Source organism: Variovorax sp. P4_D9, assembly GCF_056401695.1.
In genome coordinates this window covers 1-3,291 of sequence record NZ_JBFUIU010000924.1, presented here as the reverse complement: position 1 = coordinate 3,291, position 3,291 = coordinate 1, and the positions used below count along the sequence as shown (strand labels likewise).

Genomic DNA, 3,291 nt, shown 5'->3' with positions numbered 1-3,291 from the left:
CGACGATCATGGCAACGATAGCCCAGCGAAATGCAACGTCACTGGCGCTCTCATCCATCTCTGCATATTCAGGTTTCATGGTGATCCCCTTCTCACTGCGGGAGGGAAAACTCTTCTCCAGAGCCTTACGAGTGTCTGTCGGACGAGGACGCTGGGCCCTGTCGTTGAAAAGCCCGAGCGGAGCCACTGGGTTCTAGTGAGGCGCGCCTCCGCCGAGAAGGCCGCCTGCACCTGGCCCGCCACTTTTTGATCCGATGGAAAACGAAGACGAYGACCCCGTGGGCTGACCGCCCCCGCGCGACCCCTCCGCGAGTTCCGCATCGCTGCCGAAGCCTCAGGCGTGATCCGCCCGGGCGATCCCCTGGAGCAGAAGCTGATCGACTTCGCCCACCTGGTCGTCGAGCGCTGCGCGTGCATTGCCGAGCCCTTCGTCGACGATCACGACCACAGCGCAGCCGAGACGATCAGGGCCGAGTTGGGCGAGCACTAAGGCTGTAGTAGTCGATCGGCGATGCGCTCGCAGGTAGCACCAGCGATGACGAGTTGGCCAGCGTAGCGCGCGATTTCTCCCGCAGCCTGGTCAGCCCCTCCATACAGGTCGGCAAGCAGATCGAGGGGGTCGGCACCTTGCTGACCCGGGCCTCGACGGGCAACGCCGGGATCCGCGGTGGCGTATGGAGCAGGCGCTGCGCGATCGCGTGGACCAGCTCGAGGGCCAGATCCTGATGATCACCGGCGTGCGCCAGGGCGAGAGCGCGATCCGCGACCGCCGTATCGAGATGTCCTGCAGCAAGGATGGCGCCGAGTGTGGCCAGGGCTGGTATCAGCAGGTCCTGCCGAACGCCAAGGGCTTGCGCGGCCGGCTGGCCACCCTGGCGCCGCTGTTGCACTGGCGCGTCTGCCACGTGTGGGAGTGGCTCAAACACTGGGCGCCGCAGGAGGAGTTCGGCGACTGGAGCACGGCCATCATCGCGGACGCCTACGGCGGCGACGAGGCGGAGGAGATCAATGCGCGCACCGGGTGTATTGGCTGCCCATATTGGCTGCCCGCTGGCCGCAGAGGACACGGCGCTCGACACGATCTTGCTCATCCGCAGTGGACCTATCTGGCGCCGCTGAAGGGAATCAAGCCGCTGTGGCGTGAGCTGCGCGAGCCGAAGCATCGCATCAAGAAAGCCGGCCTCGAGCGGCTCAAGGACGGCAGCATCGCCAAGAACCCGCAGCGAATGGGCSCGCTGACCCTGGAGGCTCGGACGATGGGCCTCGAGCGGATCCTGGGCATCCAGGCCGCCTGCAATGAGGCTGCCGACCTGCAGCGCCGCCCGCGCATCAGCCTGATCAACGCCGAGGAGGAGGCTCGCATCCGCGCGCTGATCGCCGCCGGCACCTGGCCTGACGGCTGGGAAGGCGACGAACCGGCCGCCGACACCGTCATGCCCATCGTCTACCAGAACGGCGCAGTGCAGCCTCTTTTGTTCACTGCGGAGGAATCAGAATGACCTCAGTCCTCATCCCTCTCGTCCAACCATGCGAGAGCGGCCTTCATGCCAGCGTCTTCTGCTGCGTCCTCGCTGTCGAAAACCAGCCCCGTCGCGTGCGAGGAATCGAGATCGGCTTCGCCAGTGTGTTCGGTGACCGCGAAGGTGGCCGAGTACCGCCCGTCCACAAGCAGTTGCCCGTGACTGCGAAGCGTGAATTTGCCGACGTGCGACTGGTGAACCATCGATTTCAAGGCCTTCTCCTCGTTGTGGAGCCCGCAGTATGAAGGAACGCCCCATCCTCTTCTCTGGACTAAGAGATGTGGAAGGCAGGCATGGCCGATGGCCGTTGGTTCCTTCGCTGGTACGGTGTCGTCGAAGGACGGCCGGACCTATGCTCGAACAAACAGCGCGAGGTTCTGAGGCTCCTCCCATGAACCGCACTGCCGTCCTTAGCCCATGCGGGCGCTTCCGGTACCGCCTCGGCCGCGAGTGGGCGCAGGGCGCCAAGCCGCTGGTGTTCGTGATGCTCAACCCGTCGACGGCTGACGCCGACGTCGATGACGCCACGATCAGGCGTTGCATCCGCTTCGCGCAGGCGCACGACTTCGGCGGCATCGACCTGGTGAACCTGTTCGCGTACCGGGCGACGAAGCCCGAGGACCTGCGTCGCGCTGGCTACCTGGTCGGGCCCGAGAACGACCAGCACATCGTCGAGGCCGTGCGCGGCGCCGGCGCGGTGTGCCTGGCATGGGGGGCCAACGTCGCGGATCTGGAGCGACCGCAGATCGTCCTGCCGATGATCCGCGCGCAGGGCGTCGAGCCTCAGTGCCTGCGGATCACCCGCAGCGGTTACCCACAGCACCCGCTGATGCTGCCCTCCAGCTGCAGGCTGATGCCGTTCACGGCCGACGCGATCGGCTCGGCGATCCAAGGAGGTGCCTGATGGCCCGCGCCCTCCTCCTCTGCGCCCTGCTCACCAGCTGCGGCAGTAGCGGCGACTCTTACGCGCCCGCGATGGCGCCGCCCCACCCCCCATCAACAGCGCTTCGGCATGTCCATTGGCACCAATCCAATGAATCGCGTGTACGCTGAATCCAACGTCGCGAGCTCGTCCCTCCATTCGGAAGGATCGACTGCCTCGCCGCGCCGCACGCGCATGACCAGCGTGTTCCAAGCTTTCGCAAAGGCTTCAAATTCGCTCGCAGCCAGGAGAATTCGCTGCCATTCTTCGGTCATAGGCGGACCTCGGGCGGTGAAGTGGACGAGAGTTCCGGAGGCCTTCGCTTCCCTGAACTCTTTTCCTCCACGGAGATGATGGCGGCAACGGGACGTCAGTTACCGTTTGTCTTGTTCAGCGCATCGATGTCAAGGGAGTCGATCTCGGCGTTCAGCGCCACGCTAACGGCCTGGGCGATCGTGCCCTTATCCACGTTCGTCAGAACGCCGCCGGCCAGCTTATGGCGCTTGCCGCCAAACAGCAGGATCTCGCCACTCCAGGTTCCGCTCGTTCCCTTAAGGCTGTATTCGACCGAGTACGTCACGATCCTTTGGGTCCCGGACTGCACCCGAACGCCCCTGATCTTCAGCATGTCTGCCTACCCGCCCTTGCCTTTCGCCATGCACATCTGGGAATCGATCAACGGCGCAGGCAGCTGGGCCGCCAACCCCTGGGTCTAGGTCTGGTCTAGGTCATCGAGTTCAATGGGCTCGTGGCGCCGTGAACTCCTCAAGCTCCCAGCGCAGCCGATCGATCGTCGCCTGCAGCTGCCAGCGATGCTGCCATTCTTCAGGGGTGGGATATGGCCCGTGC

General features: G+C 64.9%; 7 protein-coding genes and 1 pseudogene. 3 read left to right on the top strand and 5 right to left on the bottom strand.

The window, feature by feature from the left end:
- A partial coding sequence (locus AC1DY5_RS48390; RefSeq protein WP_478121460.1) for a hypothetical protein occupies window positions 1-187 on the bottom strand: 187 nt, incomplete at its 3' end.
- A 153-nt stretch (window positions 188-340) separates the two neighbouring features.
- Here AC1DY5_RS48390 and AC1DY5_RS48385 point away from each other — a divergent pair.
- Window positions 341-490, top strand: a complete 150-nt coding sequence (locus AC1DY5_RS48385; protein ID WP_478121459.1) for a hypothetical protein — start codon at window positions 341-343, stop codon at window positions 488-490.
- Here AC1DY5_RS48385 and AC1DY5_RS48380 read toward each other — a convergent pair.
- A pseudogene (locus tag AC1DY5_RS48380) lies at window positions 487-618 on the bottom strand (DUF2514 family protein); the annotation flags it as partial. The gene AC1DY5_RS48385 and the pseudogene AC1DY5_RS48380 overlap by 4 nt on opposite strands.
- A 56-nt stretch (window positions 619-674) precedes the next feature.
- Here AC1DY5_RS48380 and AC1DY5_RS48375 point away from each other — a divergent pair.
- Window positions 675-1,499: a hypothetical protein gene (locus AC1DY5_RS48375; RefSeq protein ID WP_478121458.1), complete on the top strand. Its 825-nt coding sequence runs from the start codon at window positions 675-677 to the stop codon at window positions 1,497-1,499.
- A 2-nt stretch (window positions 1,500-1,501) separates the two neighbouring features.
- Here AC1DY5_RS48375 and AC1DY5_RS48370 read toward each other — a convergent pair whose 3' ends face one another.
- Entirely contained in the window at window positions 1,502-1,732 is a 231-nt protein-coding gene (locus AC1DY5_RS48370) for a hypothetical protein (RefSeq protein WP_478121457.1), read from the bottom strand.
- A gap of 179 nt (window positions 1,733-1,911) precedes the next feature.
- On the opposite strand from AC1DY5_RS48370, the gene AC1DY5_RS48365 reads away from it, so the two are divergent.
- Window positions 1,912-2,424 (top strand): DUF1643 domain-containing protein, encoded by a 513-nt coding sequence (locus tag AC1DY5_RS48365; protein WP_478121456.1) that lies wholly within the window; start codon window positions 1,912-1,914, stop codon window positions 2,422-2,424.
- 92 nt (window positions 2,425-2,516) lie between these two features.
- Here AC1DY5_RS48365 and AC1DY5_RS48360 read toward each other — a convergent pair whose 3' ends face one another.
- Complete coding sequence (locus AC1DY5_RS48360; protein ID WP_478121455.1) at window positions 2,517-2,717, bottom strand: hypothetical protein; 201 nt, start codon at window positions 2,715-2,717, stop codon at window positions 2,517-2,519.
- A gap of 95 nt (window positions 2,718-2,812) precedes the next feature.
- Window positions 2,813-3,070, bottom strand: a complete 258-nt coding sequence (locus AC1DY5_RS48355; protein WP_478121454.1) for a hypothetical protein — start codon at window positions 3,068-3,070, stop codon at window positions 2,813-2,815.
- Window positions 3,071-3,291 lie beyond the last annotated feature (221 nt).